The 15895-nt window shown below is 68.2% G+C and carries 13 protein-coding genes; 3 read left to right on the top strand and 10 right to left on the bottom strand.

Going from position 1 to position 15895, the window contains the following annotated elements; genetic code table 11:
• Positions 1-105 precede the first annotated feature (105 nt).
• Positions 106-2601 carry a phenylalanine--tRNA ligase subunit beta gene (pheT, locus tag ACXDF8_RS06110; protein ID WP_457222341.1) on the bottom strand — a complete coding sequence of 832 codons (2496 nt, stop codon included), beginning with the start codon at positions 2599-2601 and terminating at the stop codon, positions 106-108.
• A complete protein-coding gene (gene pheS, locus ACXDF8_RS06105; RefSeq protein WP_457222340.1) occupies positions 2601-3644 on the bottom strand; it encodes a phenylalanine--tRNA ligase subunit alpha in 1044 nt (347 codons plus the stop codon). The genes pheT and pheS overlap by 1 nt, the downstream gene beginning before the upstream one ends.
• Before the next feature lie 145 nt (positions 3645-3789).
• On the opposite strand from pheS, the gene ACXDF8_RS06100 reads away from it, so the two are divergent.
• On the top strand, positions 3790-5370 hold the full coding sequence (locus ACXDF8_RS06100) for an FMN-binding glutamate synthase family protein (RefSeq protein WP_457222339.1): 1581 nt from the start codon (positions 3790-3792) through the stop codon (positions 5368-5370).
• On the opposite strand, the gene ACXDF8_RS06095 is transcribed toward ACXDF8_RS06100, so the two are convergent.
• Complete coding sequence (locus ACXDF8_RS06095; protein ID WP_457222338.1) at positions 5371-6186, bottom strand: rhomboid-like protein; 816 nt, start codon at positions 6184-6186, stop codon at positions 5371-5373.
• A gap of 3 nt (positions 6187-6189) precedes the next feature.
• Complete coding sequence (locus ACXDF8_RS06090; protein ID WP_457222385.1) at positions 6190-7110, bottom strand: adenylate/guanylate cyclase domain-containing protein; 921 nt, start codon at positions 7108-7110, stop codon at positions 6190-6192.
• A gap of 106 nt (positions 7111-7216) precedes the next feature.
• Between ACXDF8_RS06090 and ACXDF8_RS06085 the strand changes: the two genes are divergently transcribed.
• Both ACXDF8_RS06085 and ACXDF8_RS06080 read left to right on the top strand, forming a co-directional pair.
• Positions 7217-8251, top strand: a complete 1035-nt coding sequence (locus tag ACXDF8_RS06085) for an oxygenase MpaB family protein (protein ID WP_457222337.1) — start codon at positions 7217-7219, stop codon at positions 8249-8251.
• 12 nt (positions 8252-8263) lie between these two features.
• The gene (locus ACXDF8_RS06080) at positions 8264-9499 is read left to right on the top strand and encodes an acyl-CoA dehydrogenase family protein (RefSeq protein WP_457222336.1); all 1236 of its coding nucleotides are present in this window, start codon (positions 8264-8266) and stop codon (positions 9497-9499) included.
• Positions 9500-9541: 42 nt separating this feature from the next.
• Here the strand turns inward: ACXDF8_RS06080 and ACXDF8_RS06075 are convergent, their stop codons facing one another.
• Genes ACXDF8_RS06075 through ACXDF8_RS06050 form a run of 6 tightly spaced genes read right to left on the bottom strand, consistent with a single transcriptional unit; the run spans position 9542 to position 15887 of the window.
• Positions 9542-10528: an FAD binding domain-containing protein gene (locus ACXDF8_RS06075; protein WP_457222335.1), complete on the bottom strand. Its 987-nt coding sequence runs from the start codon at positions 10526-10528 to the stop codon at positions 9542-9544.
• Positions 10528-11067 carry a (2Fe-2S)-binding protein gene (locus tag ACXDF8_RS06070; protein ID WP_457222334.1) on the bottom strand — a complete coding sequence of 180 codons (540 nt, stop codon included), beginning with the start codon at positions 11065-11067 and terminating at the stop codon, positions 10528-10530. Before ACXDF8_RS06070 ends, ACXDF8_RS06075 begins: the two co-directional genes overlap by 1 nt.
• The gene (locus tag ACXDF8_RS06065) at positions 11067-13334 is read right to left on the bottom strand and encodes a xanthine dehydrogenase family protein molybdopterin-binding subunit (protein WP_457222333.1); all 2268 of its coding nucleotides are present in this window, start codon (positions 13332-13334) and stop codon (positions 11067-11069) included. The genes ACXDF8_RS06070 and ACXDF8_RS06065 overlap by 1 nt, the downstream gene beginning before the upstream one ends.
• The gene (locus ACXDF8_RS06060) at positions 13334-14422 is read right to left on the bottom strand and encodes an NADH:flavin oxidoreductase/NADH oxidase (protein ID WP_457222332.1); all 1089 of its coding nucleotides are present in this window, start codon (positions 14420-14422) and stop codon (positions 13334-13336) included. Before ACXDF8_RS06060 ends, ACXDF8_RS06065 begins: the two co-directional genes overlap by 1 nt.
• Positions 14419-15426 carry an amidohydrolase family protein gene (locus tag ACXDF8_RS06055; protein ID WP_457222331.1) on the bottom strand — a complete coding sequence of 336 codons (1008 nt, stop codon included), beginning with the start codon at positions 15424-15426 and terminating at the stop codon, positions 14419-14421. The genes ACXDF8_RS06060 and ACXDF8_RS06055 overlap by 4 nt, the downstream gene beginning before the upstream one ends.
• The gene (locus tag ACXDF8_RS06050; RefSeq protein WP_457222330.1) at positions 15423-15887 is read right to left on the bottom strand and encodes a cupin domain-containing protein; all 465 of its coding nucleotides are present in this window, start codon (positions 15885-15887) and stop codon (positions 15423-15425) included. The genes ACXDF8_RS06055 and ACXDF8_RS06050 overlap by 4 nt, the downstream gene beginning before the upstream one ends.
• Positions 15888-15895: the final 8 nt, after the last annotated feature.

Here is a 15895-nt window from a genome sequence, read left to right as displayed (position 1 = left end):
CAGCCCTATGCAAATTCATTAATATCGAGCTCGACGAAATGCTGCGATCTACTCGCATAAGTTCGCCCGTGTGTCGGTTTGGGCGAACCCCGGCGGGGACGGTGGTCAGGCACGGAGCTGGGCGCCGACGCGTTCGGCGGCCGCGGCCACCGCGGCATCCCGCGCGGCACTGGCCTCGTCCTCGGTCAGCGTCCGGTCGGGCGCACGGAACCGCAGCGCCAGCGTCAGCGACTTGCGATCCTCCCCAACCTGCGGGCCGGTGTAGACGTCGAACAGTGCGACATCCTCCAACAGCTCGCCGGCCCCGTCACGCACCGCGTCGATCACGTCCTGGGCCGCGACATCCCCGCTCACCACCAGGCTGACGTCCTGGAACACGGCCGGGAACGGTGAGACCCGCGGGGCGGGCAGCGTCTCGGCGATCGGAATGCCGCCGAGGTTCAGCTCCACCGCACAGGTGCCCTTCGGCAGTCCCGCCCGTTCGATCACCGCCGGATGCAGCTGCCCGGCGTGCCCGACCAGCCGGCCGTCGACGAACACCTCGGCGCAGCGGCCCGGATGCCAGGGCAGGTACTGGGCGGCCTGCAAGGTGACGTCGACACCACACGCACGGGCGATGATCCGCACCGCCTCGAAGGCGTCGGCTGCGTCTACCGGGCGGCCCGGACCCCAGGCGCCGCGCGGCTCACGCAACCCGCTCAGAACGGCGGCGACGTGCACCGGCTGATCCGGCAGCGAAGCGTTCAGCGCCGCGATCTCGTCGTCGGTGGGCCGGCGGTGGGTCGGGATCAGCTCGTGACGGCGGGTCTGCGCGGTCGGGTGCACCACCTGCGCGATGCCGAACAGCGCCACGTCGGCGAAACCACGGGATACGTTGCGGGACAAGGCTTCCAGCAGTGCCGGCAGCAGCGTCGTGGCCAGGCTCGGCCGGTCGGCCTCCAGCGGGTTGAGCACCGAGGTGGTGGCCCGTCGCGCATCATCGGCGGCCAGCCCCCAGGTGTCGAAGACACCGGCCGGCAGGAACGGCGTGGGCAGCACCTCGACATACCCGGACAGGGCCAGCGACTTGCCGACCGCGCGGCGGCGCTTCTGTTCGGCGGTCAGGCCACGTCCGGCCGGGGCGGCAGGCAGCACCGAGGGGATCTTGTCCAGACTCTCCAGACGCAGCACCTCTTCGACGAGGTCGGCGGGCTGCACAAGGTCGGGCCGCCAGCTCGGCGGCGTCACGACGAGGATCGCCGGATCGTCACCGTCCTCGGCCACGTTCGCGCCGATCTGAGTCAGCCGGTTGACCGTGGCCCCCGGTTCGTAGTCGACACCGGCCGTCCGGTCCGGGAGGTCGAAGCGCATCCGCACCGGCGCCGGTGACCAGTCCTGACGCGGCGGATCGCCGCGCCAATCGGTCAGCCTGGGTTCGACTGTGCCGCCCGCGATCTCGGCGAGCAGCGCCGAGCACCGATCCAGGGCAGCAACGGAGATCGCCGGGTCGACGGAGCGTTCGTAGCGACGGCCGGCCTCACTGACCAGGTGCAGGCGACGGATCGTGCGGGACACCGCGGCGGGATCCCACACGGCGGCCTCCAGCAGCACGTCGGTGGACTCGTCGTCGATCTCGGTGGTACCCGCACCCATGACCCCGCCGATCGCGGCGGTGGCGACGTCGTCGACGATCAGCACGTCGGCGGGATCGAGCTTGCGCTCGACGTCATCGAGGGTGACCACGGTCTCCCCCGGTTCGGCGAACCGGACCACGAACCCACCGCTGATACGGCTACGGTCGTGCGCGTGCATCGGATGCCCGATCTCGAGCATCACGTAGTTTGTGACGTCGACCGCCGGTGAGATCGGGCGGATACCGCTCAACATCAGGCGACGGCGAAGCCACCACGGCGACAGCGCTTTCGGGTCGATACCGGTGACCGGACGCAGCGCGAAACGGCTGACACCGGTGCCGGGCTCGATGGTCACCGACAGCGCCGGACCCTCGGCAGGTAGCGGCGTGACGTCGGCCGGGTCGACGAAGTTCAGGTCGTAGGCGCAGGCGATCTCGCGAGCGATACCACGCACGGACATGCAGTAGCCCCGATCCGGGGTGACCGCCAGGTCGAACACCACGTCGTCAAGGCCGAGCACAGCGATGCCGTCGTCGCCCGGCTGCGCGGTGCCCGCAGGCAGCACAAGGATCCCGGAATGGTCGGCACCCAAGCCTAATTCGGCCGCCGAGCAGATCATGCCGTCGGAAAGCCGGCCGTAGGTCTTGCGGCTCGCGATGAAGAAGTCGCCCGGCAGCGTGGTTCCCGGTAGCGCCACCACGACCGTATCGCCGACAGCGAAGTTCGTTGCGCCGCAGACGATGTCGCGATCCTGCGCTTCACCCACATCCACCTTGCACGCGCGGATGGGCTTCTTGAACTCGGTGAGTTCCTCGATCGCACTGACCCGTCCGACGGTCAACGGACCAGTCACCGGCCCGAGGGTGATGATGTCTTCGACCTCGTGACCGACCCGGATCAGAGCCTGCTCCAGATCGTGCGGCTCGACGTCCCAACCCGGGGCGCCGCGCTGGACGACCTCACGTAGCCAGCTGTACGGAAGACGCATCAGACCCCGACTCCGAATGGCAGGGAGAACCGGACGTCGCCCTCGACCATGTCACGCATGTCGGGAATGCCGTTGCGGAACTGCAGGGTTCGCTCCAGACCCATGCCGAACGCGAAGCCCGAGTACACCTCGGGGTCGATTCCCGCGGCCCGCAACACATTCGGATTGACCATGCCGCAACCGCCCCACTCGACCCAGCCGGCCCCACCCTTCTTGTTGGGGAACCAGATATCCACCTCGGCCGACGGTTCGGTGAAGGGGAAGAAGTGCGGGCGCATGCGGGTGCGGGCCGTCGGACCGAACTCCGAGCGGGCGAAGGCGTCCAGTGTGCCCCGCAGATGCGCCATCGTCAGCCCCCGATCGACGGCCAAGCCCTCCACCTGGTGGAAGACCGGGGTGTGGGTGGCGTCGAGTTCGTCGGTGCGGAAGGTGCGGCCGATCGAGACGATGTAGACCGGTAGCTCGCGGTCGAGCAGGGTCCGCACCTGCACCGGTGAGGTGTGAGTGCGCAGTAGCTGGCGGGATCCCTCCGGTGCGATGTGGAAGGTGTCGGACTCGCTGCGGGCCGGGTGGTCGGGCGGGAAGTTCAGCGCGTCGAAGTTGAACTGCTCGGCCTCGACCTCGGGGCCCTCGGTCAGCTCCCAGCCCATCGCGACGAACGTGTCGGCGATGTGTTCGGCCAGGATGGTGATCGGGTGGCGCGCACCGAGGGGCTGACGGGTCGAGGGCAGTGTGACGTCGATGGATTCGGCCACCAGCACGGCCGCGTCGCGTTCGGCACGCAGCGCCACCAGCCGTTCGTCGTAGCGCGCCTGGGCCTCGCCGCGGGCCACGTTCACCCGCTTGCCGGCCTCGGCCCGGTCTTCCTTGGGCAGCGTCGCCAGGGCCTGGCGGGCCAGCGCCAGCGGCGCGCGGTCACCCAGGTGCTCGGTCTTGGCGCGGGCCAGTGCGTCCAGGTCGGCGGCGGCGTCGAAGGCATGCCGGGCCGCGCCGACGGCTTGGGCCAACGACTCCTCGGACAGGTCGACCGGTTGCTCACCCACGCGGCGAGACTCTCCTTCGGTTGCCTAGGTTTGTCCGCGCCACGGACGTGGCGCAAGTGCCGATCATAGGTGATGCCACAATGACGCCTCGCAGGCATTTCGCCCACCCGGAAGCAACCCGGGGTGAGACCTTCCGGGAGGTCCGATGACGAGGTTGCTGATCGTGGCCGCGGTGTGGGCGGCGGCCGCGGGTCTTGTCGTACTGGCCTTCATGACACATGGCGCGTGGTGGGTGGCTGCGGCGGTCGTCGCCGCCGTTGCCGCGCTCGGCACCTGGGACGTCGCGCAGACCAAACACTCCGTGCTGCGCGCCTACCCCATCGTGGGCCACGTCCGGTTCGTGGCCGAGCTGATGCGCCCCGAGATACAGCAGTACTTCATCGAATCCAACACCGACGGCGCCCCGTTCGACCGGGAGACCCGCAGCATCGTCTACGGCCGCGCCAAGGGCACCAAGGGTGACGAGCCGTTCGGCACCGAACGCGACGTCAACGCCGTGGGCTACGAGTTCCTGCGCCATTCGCTGCGGGCGCGGACCGCGGCCGGACCGGCGCCCACCGTTCGTCTCGGCGGCGCCGACTGCACCCGGCCCTACGACATCGCGCTGCTCAACGTCTCGGCAATGAGCTTCGGCGCGCTCTCCGGAAATGCCATCGAAGCGCTCAACGGGGGCGCCGCCCGCGGCGGATTCGCCCACGACACCGGCGAGGGGGCGATCAGCCCGTATCACCTCAAGCATGGCGGTGACCTGATCTGGGAGATCGGCTCCGGCTACTTCGGGTGCCGGGACTCCGACGGGCATTTCGACGCCGCGCTGTTCGCCGAGAAGGCCGCGCTGCCCACGGTGAAGGCGATCTCCGTCAAGCTATCGCAGGGCGCCAAACCGGGGCTCGGCGGCGTGTTGCCAGGGGCAAAGGTCAGCCCCGAGATCGCGGCCGCGCGCGGTGTGCCGGTGGGGCAGACCGTGGTCTCGCCCCCGGCGCACACCGCATTCCACACCCCGGCCGAGCTGATGCATTTCGTCGCCACCCTGCGAGCGCTGTCCGACGGCAAACCCATCGGCTTCAAACTGTGCGTCGGTGCCCGCACCGAATTTCTGTCGATCTGCAAGGCGATGTTGCACACCGGTATCACCCCGGACTTCGTCATCGTCGACGGCGCCGAGGGCGGAACCGGAGCGGCGCCACAGGAATTCGAGGACCACGTCGGGATGCCGCTAACCCACGGCCTGATGCTGGTGCACAACTGCCTGGTGGGCACGGGGTTGCGCGGTCACGTCAAGATCGGCGCATCGGGGAAAGTGGCCAGTGGGTTCGACATCGTCCGTCGCATCATCCAGGGCGCCGACTTCACCTTGAGCGCCCGCGCGATGATGTTCGCCGTGGGTTGCATCCAGGCGATGAAGTGCCACACCAACCAGTGCCCCACCGGGGTGGCCACCCAGGACCCGGAACTCACCCGCGCGCTGTACGTGCCCGACAAGATCGAACGGGTGGCCAACTTCCAGCGGGCCACGGTGGCCAGCGCCGCGCAGATGGTCGCGTCGATGGGCCTGGACAGCTTCGCCGAGCTCGAGCCGTCGATGCTCAACCGCCGCATCGACTCCTCCGTCAACCGCACCTACGCCGAGATCTACGAGTGGCTGATGCCCGGCGAGTTGCTGGACACGCCGCCGCAGGGGTGGCTCTCGGATTGGATCGAGGCCAGCGCCGACGAGTTTCGCTGACTAGGCGGGGAGCGCGTCTGGCATCGCGGTGACCGCCCGCAGGGCCCGGCGCACCGTGCGCCTCCGGTCGATCCAGGACACCAGCAGCGCACCCAGCGTCCCCAGCGACGCGGTGGCGATCAGCGACGGCCCGGTGTTGGCCATGATCAGGTAGCCGAAGGACGCCGCCACGGCGAGCAGGGCGTACCGCGCGGTGGTCCAGTGTGCGGGGTGGCCGAATCGGGTGCCGACCGCCATGCCGAGGACCATAGCGACGCCGTGGCCGACGGTGGTGAAGTCGCCGGCGCTGCTCACCACGGAACCGAACGCGACGGCCAGCCACCAGCCGGTCCACGCCGCGCGCCACGGCCGGGGTATGGCCGCGGTCAGCGCCCCGAGCACCGCCATAGCGCCGTAGCTCATGCCCACGTCGGTGACGTTGACGATGGACCAGGACGTCAGCCCGGCGGCCAGTGCGGCAGCCAGGCCCGCGGCGACCAGCAGCGTCGCCCCCACGTGGCCGACGACGAACGCCACCGCCATCCGGCGGCTGCGCCACAGCAGTTCGGCCAGTCCCAGAATCGCGAACAGACCGGGCACCCAGACGTAGAGCGGTCCGGCCTCGGTGACGAAAGCACTGCCGATCAGCGTGCCCAGCCGCCCCTCGCCGAGATTGTGCAGATTGGTGCTGGCGTGCCGCAGCACCTGCTCACGAACGTGCGGTCCGAGCGCCATCAGCACGACCGCCACCATCACCAGGGCGGCGGTGTAGCCGAGAGTCACCCGGACCCGGGCCAGGTGCGAGAAGTACCTCGAGAAGAACGTCAGCATCGTCATCCACTATGCCTGGACTTCCAGGTCGTCTCCCTCGTCCTCGACTGGCAGATCTTTTCTGGTTCTCAGTCGATACATCACCAGGTCGGTGGGCACGCCGGTGGTGCGCGGGGCGAAGACCGCGCGCCGGACCCGCTTGATGGTGACGCCCAGCGCCTCCAGCTCAGCGGGTTCGATCAGTTCGATGGTCTTCTCCGAGACGATCAGGCCGCCTCGGGCGGCCCGCTCCATGACGCGGGCGGCGATGTTGACGTCGACCCCGAGCCAGTCCGAGCCGATCCGCTGCGGCCGCCCGGTGTGAATACCGGCCCGCATCCGCGGCGTATAGCCGTCCACCTGGACAGTTCTCACCGCCTCCCGGGCGGCGACGGTGGCTCGCACGGCAGTGGCCGGATCGGAGAACACCGCCATCATTCCGTCACCCATCCGCTTGACGATGTGGCCGCCCGCGTCGAGCAGCGGCGGCTCGACCACCTGGGCGACGCGGCGCAGCAGGCGCAGGGTGGCATCGTCGCCGGCCTCGAGTGACCAGCTGGAGAATCCCACGAGGTCGGTAAAGACCAGGGTCACCTCGCGGTTGGCGGGCCGCCCGGACACCCGCTCGGTCAGCGCCTGCCACAACTGAAGGGTGGCCAAGCTCACCTCCCGAGTGGCGGCTTCCCGGTCGCGCAGCAGCCGGTCGGCGGCACGAGCGGCGGCACGCGCACCGCCCTCCCCGGCGGCGGAGAGCGGATCACCGAAGTCGGGGTCACCCGGCAGGGCTCGGCGGGCACGACGAACTAGGGCAATGATGCCCGGGTTGTGATTGGTGTTGTGCCACCATGCCGCGGGACCACGCCCGGGCTGCGTTCGGCTGACGTCAACGAGGGGAACGGGTTGATCGTCGATCGGCTCGACGTCCACGGCGTCCAGCCTAGGGAAGCGAATTCCGACCGGCCAGGGCGGTGTGACGCGGCCAACGTATCGCTATGCCGAAGGTGTGGTCACAGCTTCGTCGCCACCGTGGACAACACCCGTTGTCAGTCCTATCGTGATGACGATGAGGTCAACGACGACCACATCCGCCGGCCAGCCGGATCCACTCGGGCCGGACTCGCTGACGTGGAAGTACTTCGGGGATCTGCGCACCGGGATGCTCGGCGTGTGGATCGGGTCGTTGCAGAACATGTATCCGCCGCTCGGCGCCGGCGTGGAAGAGCACTCCATCCTGCTGCGTGAGCCGCTACAGCGGGTGGCACGCTCGGTGTACCCGATCATGGGGGTGGTCTATGACGGCGACCGCGCCCGGCAGACCGGTGAGCAGATCAAGGGCTTTCATCGCGGTATCAAGGGTGTCGACAAGACCGGCCGCCGCTACCACGCGCTGGATCCCGAGACCTTCTACTGGGCGCACGCCACCTTCTTCATGCTCATCGTGAAGGTCGCCGAGTATTTCTGCGGCGGGCTGACCGAAGCCGAGAAGCGTCAGCTGTTCGCCGAGCACGTGCAGTGGTACCGGATGTACGGCATGAGCATGCGGCCTGTGCCGGAGTCCTGGGAGGACTTCTGCGCCTACTGGGATCGGGTGTGCCGCGAGGAGTTGGAGATCAACCCGGCGACACTGGAGATCTTCGACATCCGGATCCCGAAGCCGAAATTCGTGCTGATGCCGACGCCGTTGTGGGACCAGTTGTTCAAGCCGATGGTGGCCGGGCAGCGCTGGATCGCGGCGGGATTGTTCGACCCGGTGGTGCGCGAGAAGGCGGGGATGCACTGGACGCCCGGCGACGAGGCCTTGTTGCGGCTGTTCGGCAAGGCCGTGGAGGTCGCGTTCTGGGCAGTGCCCGACGAGATCCGGCTGCACCCACGGGCGTTGTCGGCCTATCGGCGGGCCGCCGGGCAGATCCCGGCCGACGCGCCGCTGGCCGAGCCACCCGGTTTCATGGCACCCCCCAAGGACCGGCGCGGGCTGCCCATGCACTATTTCCCTCGACACAAGAGTCTCGTCGCGCGTGCGGGCTCACTGGTCCACACGACGTTCTCCCTTGCCGGTCTGCGGCCCGCCCGAGGACGTTCCACTGCCGCCTGAATCGGAGAACCGATGATCGAATGGTCCGACGTCGACCTTGCTGTGCGTGATGCCGTGCGGGAGTTCGTCGACAAAGAGGTGCGGCCGCACATCGACGAGCTCGAGAGCGGCGACATGGAGCCCTACCCCATCGTTCGTAAGCTGTTCGCCACGTTCGGGATCGATGAGATGGCGCGCGAGTCGCTGACCAAACGGCTGGCACAACTGCGCGACGGTGCGGCCTCGAAGTCCGGCGGCGGCGGCATGTTCGGCGAAGGTAGTTCGGGCGGTATGGGTTTCGTGGTGCTGGCCGAGTTGTGTCGGGTAAGCATGGGGCTGGTCACCGGGATGGGCGTAAGCCTCGGGCTGACGGTTCCGACCATTCAGGGCCGCGGCACACTGGCCCAGCAGGAGCGGTGGCTGCCTGGGCTGGTGACCTACGAGAAGATCGGCGCGTGGGCGATCACCGAGCCGGATTCGGGGTCGGATGCGTTCGGCGGGATGAAGTCCTACGTGGTTCGCGATGGTGAGGACTACATCCTCAACGGGCAGAAGACGTTCATCACCAACGGTCCGGACGCCGACGTGGTGGTCGTCTACGCCAAGTTGGACGAGGGCGACGCGTCGGTGGACAAGCGGGATCGCAAGGTGCTGACGTTCGTGCTGGACCGCGGGATGGAGGGTTTCGTCCAGGCCAAGCCGTTCCGCAAGATGGGCATTCACAGTTCGCGCACCGGCGAGTTGTTCTTCAACAACGTCCGGCTCGGGCGCGATCGGCTGCTGGGCGAGACCGAGGACAACGCCTCCGGTGACGGCCGGTCGAGTGCCCGATCGAACTTCGCTGCCGAGCGCGTTGGCGTGGTGGCGATGGCCTACGGGGTGATCGAGGAGTGTCTGCGGCTGTGTGTGGACTACGCCAGGACGCGGACGTTGTGGGGCAAGGAGATCGGCCAGTTCCAGTTGATCCAGCTGAAGCTGGCCAACATGGAGGTGGCCCGGATGAACGTCCGCAACATGCTGTTCCGGGTGATCGAATGCGGCCAGAGCGGTACCCCGATCTCGCTGGCGGAGGCGTCGGCGATGAAGTACTACTGTTCGCAGGCGGCGACCGACGTGGCGATGGAGGCCGTCCAGCTGTTCGGCGGCAACGGGTATATGACCGAGTACCGCGTGGAGCAGCTCGCTCGCGACGCGAAGTCGTTGATGATCTATGCCGGGAGCAACGAAGTCCAGATCACGCATGTGGCGAAGGGGTTGCTCAGCGGGTAGCGGTGTTCGCGGGGCCGGGACGGGCAAAAATCGACCACCGCTCTAGTCCCCGTCCAGCGCGCGGGTCAACGCACGCAATACCGCGCTGCGTCCCAACGCAACCTTGAACCCGTTCTGGCTCAACGGCTCCGCTCCCGACAAAGCCTGCCGCGCCGCCGCCCCCAACACAGCCTCGTCCGGTCGCGCACCGATCAACACCGACTCCGCCGCGGGCACCCGCCACGGCTGCGGCGCCACCCCACCGAGCGCGATCGTCGCCGACGAGATGACACCGTCGGTCACCGCGACACCCACCGCCGCCGAGACGAGCGCGAACGCGTAGCTGTGCCTGTCACGCAGTTTCACGTACCAACAGTGGGCCGCATACGGCGACGGGGGCAACTCGACAGCGACGATCAATTCGGCTGGCAATAAACAGTTCTCCACGTCCGGGGTGTCGCCAGGCAGAACGAAGAACTCGGCCAGCGGAACCTCCCGGGACCCGTCGGGCCCCTGAAGGTGAACACTGGCGTCGAGCGCCGCCAAGGCCACCGCCATGTCCGACGGGTTGGTCGCCACGCAGTTCTCGCTGGCGCCGAAGATCGCGTGCTCGCGGTTGAATCCCTCGCGTGCGGCACATCCCGAACCAGGCAGTCGTTTGTTGCATTGATCGAACTCCGGCTGCATGAAGTACGGGCACCGCGTGCGCTGCACGAGGTTCCCACCGACGGTCGCCATGTTGCGCAACTGGGTGGTCGCGCCGCTGAGAGTGGCCTGCGACAGCACCGGGTACTGACTGCGGATCAGCGGATGGTTGGCCAACGCACTGTTGGTAACCCCTGACCCGATGCGCACCCCACCCGAGGCGGTGACGGTGACCGTGGTCAACCCGAGCCGGCGGATGTCGACGAGTGCCGGCGGCTGCAGCACACCATTTTTCATCAGGTCGACCAGATTCGTGCCGCCCGCCAGGTAGGCACCCCCACTATCGGCCACCGAGCGAATCGCCTCGGCCACCGACAGCGCATGCCCGAACTCGAAGGCCCTCACTACTCCCCTTCGGCGGCCGCGGCGATGGCGTCGACGATGTTGGCATAGGCCCCGCAGCGGCAGATGTTGCCGGCCATCCGCTCGCGTATCTCGTTGTGCGTCAGGGCCGGACATCCGTCGAGGGCGGACCGCCGATCGCGGTCGAACGAAGCCGCCGACAGATCCCCGCGGGCATGCTCACGCAACATGGCGTGTGCCGAGGATATCTGCCCCGGCGTGCAATACCCGCACTGAAACGCGTCGTGCTCGAGGAAGGCCTCCTGCAGCTGCGATAAGTCGTCACCGCAGGAAAGGCCCTCGATGGTCGTCACCGTCGACCCGTCGATCGATACCGCCAGCGCCAGGCAGCTGACGATCCGCTCGCCGTCGACAGCCACTGTGCAGGCACCGCACAAGCCGTGATCGCAGCCCTTCTTGGTGCCGGTCAACCCGAGGCGCTCCCGCAGCAGATCGAGCAGAGTGGTCCGCACGTCGACCATCAGCTGGTGTTCGGTTCCATTGATAATCAACGTGATACCGCGATGGCGGCCGGTGCCCATCACTGCTCCTGCATCAGTTGTTCGACGGTGATGGGCAAGTCCCGAAATCGGCGGCCGGTAGCGTGGAAGATCGCGTTGGCGACCGCGGCCGCCACGCCACACGCACCGATCTCCCCGATGCCGCGCACACCGATCGGGTCCAAGCCGTAGTCCGGCTCGTCGATGAACGTGATGTCGTAGTCCGGACGGTCGGCATGGGTGGGCACGTAATACTCGCCGATCAACTGGGCACTGCGACTGTCGTAGGGCACCTGCTCCAGCAACGCCATCCCGACCCCGAAAGTGATGCCGCCCATCACCTGATTGCGGGCCAGCGCCGGGTTGAGCACCCGTCCGCAGTCCATCACCGCGACCCATCTGGTCACCGTGGCACGCCCGATCGCCTCGTCGACTTCCACTTCACAGAAGTGCGCGCCGAACGACTGGGACACGAGGTGGCGTTGTGCGCCCCCGTCGACGGACGCGGTGAAGCTCAGCTCGTCGAGGTAGCGCCGCCCGCCTGCGGCGATCACCTCGGCCACGCTAGAGCGGAAGTCGCCGGAGACGACCTCACCGCCGGTGACCGCGATCTGCCCGCGCGCACGCCCGTGGAATGGGGAGGCCGGGTCGGCACTGACCAGCTCGACCAGTCGGGTGGCCCATTGCGACGCCGCGGCGAAGACCGCCGAACCCACCGTCGCGGTGGTCTGCGAGGCACCGCTGTACGGGGCGTCTGGGAAAAGCGAATCACCGGAATCGAAGCTCACCTGGTTCGGCAACAGACCACTGGCGTCGGCGGCCACCTGGCTCATCGCCGTGCGCACGCCGGTCCCGATCTCGTGGGTTGCCGACGCGAACCGCACCGAACCGTCGCCAGCGGTGGCGACGCGGCACGATGCCGGCATGCGTCTGCCCGGATACGTCGCGGTCGCCATGCCCCACCCGATCTGCACGCCACCGCTGGACAGCGAACGCGGCGCGGCCGGCCGCTTACCCCAGCCGAACCGCTGCGCGCCACGCTCGTAGCACTCCAGCAGGTGCTTCCCCGACCACGGCTTGCCACTGGCCTGGTCGGTCTCCGCGTGGTTGCGGACGCGCAGATCGAGCGGGTCCATGCCGAGTCCTGCCGCGAGCTCGTCGATGGCCGACTCCAGCGCGAACAACCCCGGCGCCTCCCCCGGGCCACGCATGAAACACGGTGTCGGCGCGTTGATCCGGGCCACTCGATGCGAAACGACCAACCGGGGCGACTGGTAGAGGAATCTACTGGAGAGCCCGACCGGTTCGCAGAAATGCGCCACTGTGGATGTTTCGGTCAGGGTGTGATGTTCGATGCTGCCCAGCGTGCCGGTGTCGTCGGCGACCAGTGTCAGGTCCTGGTAGGTCCGCGGCCGGTGCCCCGTCGAGGAGAACATCTGATTGCGAGTCAGCACGAGCTTGACCGGCCGGCGGATCTCGCGGGCCGCGACGGCACACAACACGACGTGCATCCAGAGGAAGCTTTTGGAGCCGAACGCACCGCCGACGAGTGGCGAGATCACCCGCACATTCGCCTCGGAGAGCCCAAGGTAAGCCGCCAGCGCGGCACGCTCCCCGGTGATCCACCGGGTGGCGTCGTGGATCGTGAGCAGATCGCCGTCCCAGTCGGCGATGGTGGCCGACAGCTCGATCGGGTAGTGCGCATTGAGGGGCGTCGTGTACCGCGCCTTCACGCGCACCGGCAGGTTCGGCTCGTCCGCCGGGCCGCGACGGTCCTGGAGTTTCTCCTCCGCGAGCTTGACGAAATGATCGGGAAGATAGCTGCCGTACCGGATCTCGCCGTCCTTCTCGTCCGGCGGAACCGGACCGGCGAGCACGTCCTCGACATTCAGCTGCGCCGGCCGGGTGTCATAGCGCAGGCCGAACAGGGACGCGGCGTGGGTAGCGTTCTCCGGGGTGTCCGCGACGATCACCGCCATGTGCTGGCCGACGTGGGACACGCTGAGATCCGACAGCGGAGGTCGGCGCTCCATCGGCAGATCGAATGTCATGTCAACCGGCAGCCTGTGCAGCGCAGGGCAATTCAGCGGCGTCAGGACATGAAGCACACCCTCGACGGCTTGCGCACGAGTGCTGCTGTCCCGCAATGACTCTGCGGTTACGGTGCCATGTGCTACTTCGGACTGCACGATGACCGCGTAGGTCAGATTGTCGACCGCAGTGTCCGCCGTGTAGCGGGCCCGGCCGGTCACCTTGTCTCGGCCCTCGACCCGTGTCACCGGCCGGCCGATCTGGCGTGCGTTCGTCATCACGTGAATGCTCTCGCATACTGAGGCGGGTGGTCCAGCGTGGCGCCGAGCCGAGCGGCGGCGCGCCGGGCCCACATCGGTTCGCGGAGCAGAGCCCTGGCCAGGAACACCGCGTCGGCCTGCCCGTCGGCGATCACCCGTTCGGCCTGCTCGGGTTCGGTGATCATCCCGACCGCGGACGCGAGGATCTGCGCCTTGGTGCGCACCGCCTCAGCGAACGGAACCTGATACCCCGGACCCACCGGGATCTTCGCATCGGGCACCAGCCCGCCGGTGGAGACGTCCATCACATCCACCCCGAGCTCCTTGAGCCTCGCGGCCAACAGCACGGTCTCCGCCAGCGTCCACCCGGGTCTCGGGTCATCAGTATCGCCCGCGAGCCAGTCGGTGGCCGAGACCCGGAAGAACAGCGGCAGTTCCTGCGGCCACTCCCCCCGAACCGCGGCGACCACCTCGAGCGCGAACCGCATTCGGTTCTCCAGACTGCCGCCGTAGCCGTCGGTGCGGGTGTTGGACTGCGGCGACAGGAACTGGTGGATCAGATACCCGTGGGCGCCGTGCAATTCGAGTACGCGGAACCCCGCCTCCGCTGCGCGGCGTGCCGCGGCGGCGAATGATGAGACGATCGAGCCGATCTGGGCGGTGTCGAGTTCGACCGGGGCGGGCAACCGCCCGAACGGTACCGGGCTGGGCCCCACCGTCGGCCAGCTGCGCGGGGCCCGCAGCGGGTCGGGCCACGGCCGCCCCGTCGAGGCCTTGCGACCGGCATGGACGAGCTGAATCCCGGGCACTGCCCCCTGCTTGGAGATGAAGCCGGTGATACGCCGAAAGTTGGCGGCCTGGATGTCATTCCAGAGCCCCACATCGTAGATGCTGCTGCGGCCGGCCGGGTCGACGGAAGTGGCCTCGACCATCACCAACGCCGCGCCACCGACCGCCCGGGAACCGAGGTGCTGCAGGTGCCAGTCGGTGGGCGAGCCCACGTCCGTCCCTTCCGGGACGGCGGAGAACTGCATCATCGGCGACATCCAGGCCCGGTGGGCAAAAGTCACCTCACGCACTGTCAACGGGCTGAACAACATGCTCACGACGCGACCCGCTGTACGCGACGGTCGGAACCCAGACCCAGGAACGCTCGGGCCGCGCGGTCCAGCGAGCCCACTCCCGGCCCGTGCTCGGTGGCGAACCGGGCCGGCTCCGCCTCGGCCATGTCGAAGGGATAGTCACTGCCGCAGACGATCTTGTCCCTGCCGGTGAGCTCACCCAGCAGCGCCAGCTGCGCACTACCGTGCGTGACGGTGTCGAAGTACAGGTCGCCGAACGACTCCACCGGCGGTCGCGCCGCGCGCGCGCTGACGTCCGTACGTGCCGACCAGGCGTGGTTCCAGCGCCCCAGCAGGCCCGGCGCGCAACCACCACCGTGCACAAAACAGATGCGTAGGCCGGCCAGCTCGTCGACGAGTCCACTGAGCAGCAGGGTGGCCACGGCGGTCGCCGATTCGACGGGATTGCCGATCAGATTGGCCAGATAGTAACTCGACCACTCCGGACGCGGCAGCTGCATGGGGTGCACCAGCACCGCCAGATCCAGCCGGGTTGCCTCGGCGAGGACGTGCCGCAACGGATCTCTGTCCACGGACCGCCCGTCGATCAGGGGCGGGATCGCAACGCCGGCGATGCCCTCGGTGTCCGCCAGCATTTCGAGTTGCCGGGTCATCTGGCCGGCATCGCCGAGCGCCACCATGCCCAGGCCGGCCAGCCGGCCACCGGAACCGGCGACCAGCTGCGCCAGCGCTGCGTTGAAATCGTCGGCGTACCCGGCGGCACCGGGAGCATCGACCAGTGGAAAGGCGAACGGCGGCGCCGACAGGACGCGCACGCCCACGCCGGTCCGATCCATATCGGTCAGCGCGACGTGATGATCGCTCATGGCCTCCGCGGCGATGGACAGCGGCAGCTCACCGAGATAGAGCTGCCCGTCGCGGTCGTGCATGGCCCCGTAGGGTGCTCCCGGCGGCAAGCCGAAGAGCTCCCGCGGCAGCCAGTGCGCATGGACGTCGACGACGCCGTCGGCCAGTGCGGTACGGATCACCGGGCAGCGCTCCGGCCGGCGGCCGAACCCTCGAGATCCAGCGCGGTGTTGGCGCTGTCGAGATGCTCGACGGTGGTGAACACCAGATCATCGTCGCCGATGTTCTCGATGTCATGCAAAAGGAACTCGCCCGGCCCGAAATGGAAGTGGCGCGTCTCGCCGGCCTGGTAGGACACTTCACGCACGGTCCCGTCGTGGGTGTGCTGCCGGCTTCGTCCGGCGTTGACCGCGGTCCAGAAGTAGTCCAGCACATGTCGGTGCGCGTGCCAGCGTTCGCCCGGGGAAAGGCGGATCTCCCACACCCTGACCCGATCGTTCTCGCTGAGCAGCCGTGACCCGACGTTGCCGTCATAGGCGTGCTCGGCGAACTCCGTGCGCAGCCAGTCGGGCCAGGTTTCGAAGTCGGTGGCGACGAGTTCGCCCGCCAGCGGCAGATCGGCCAGGAACTTGTTGTCGGTCATGGGTTTTC

This window comes from Mycolicibacterium sp. CBM1, assembly GCF_054073305.1.
The sequence above is the reverse complement of the archived record's forward strand: the minus strand, read 5'-3'. Positions and strand labels throughout refer to the sequence as shown.

Coding starts and splice junctions, on each gene's coding strand:
- pheT (WP_457222341.1), bottom strand. CDS start 2,601: ATGCGTCTTCCGTACAGCTGGCTACGTGAGGTCGTCCAGCGCGGCGCC.
- ACXDF8_RS06100 (WP_457222339.1), top strand. CDS start 3,790: ATGACGAGGTTGCTGATCGTGGCCGCGGTGTGGGCGGCGGCCGCGGGT.
- ACXDF8_RS06095 (WP_457222338.1), bottom strand. CDS start 6,186: ATGACGATGCTGACGTTCTTCTCGAGGTACTTCTCGCACCTGGCCCGG.
- ACXDF8_RS06085 (WP_457222337.1), top strand. CDS start 7,217: ATGACGATGAGGTCAACGACGACCACATCCGCCGGCCAGCCGGATCCA.
- ACXDF8_RS06080 (WP_457222336.1), top strand. CDS start 8,264: ATGATCGAATGGTCCGACGTCGACCTTGCTGTGCGTGATGCCGTGCGG.
- ACXDF8_RS06070 (WP_457222334.1), bottom strand. CDS start 11,067: ATGGGCACCGGCCGCCATCGCGGTATCACGTTGATTATCAATGGAACC.
- ACXDF8_RS06065 (WP_457222333.1), bottom strand. CDS start 13,334: ATGACGAACGCACGCCAGATCGGCCGGCCGGTGACACGGGTCGAGGGC.
- ACXDF8_RS06050 (WP_457222330.1), bottom strand. CDS start 15,887: ATGACCGACAACAAGTTCCTGGCCGATCTGCCGCTGGCGGGCGAACTC.